General features: G+C 72.3%; 1 protein-coding gene. It reads left to right on the forward strand.

All coding sequences use genetic code 11. From position 1 onward, the window contains the following. On the forward strand, window positions 1-238 hold a 238-nt coding region (locus tag KVT14_RS21315), incomplete at both ends, for an aminoacyl--tRNA ligase-related protein (RefSeq protein WP_306795892.1).

Below are 238 nucleotides of genomic sequence, written 5' to 3' on the forward strand. Positions count from 1 at the left end.
CCGGCAACCACTCGGGCGAGATCCCCGACCTGTCGGGCGGCCCGCTGCGGTACGCCGGCTGGACGGCCTGCTACCGCCGCGAGGCGGGGTCCTACGGCAAGGACACCAGCGGCATCATCCGGGTGCACCAGTTCCACAAGGTCGAGGCCTTCTCCTACACGACCGTCGAGGACGCCGCGGACGAGGACCGCCGCATCCCGCCCTGGCAGGACCAGATGCGCGGAGTGGTCCCGGTGGC

The sequence above is a fragment of the Cellulomonas sp. GbtcB1 genome (genome assembly GCF_019091725.1).
Lineage (GTDB): Bacteria > Actinomycetota > Actinomycetes > Actinomycetales > Cellulomonadaceae > Cellulomonas.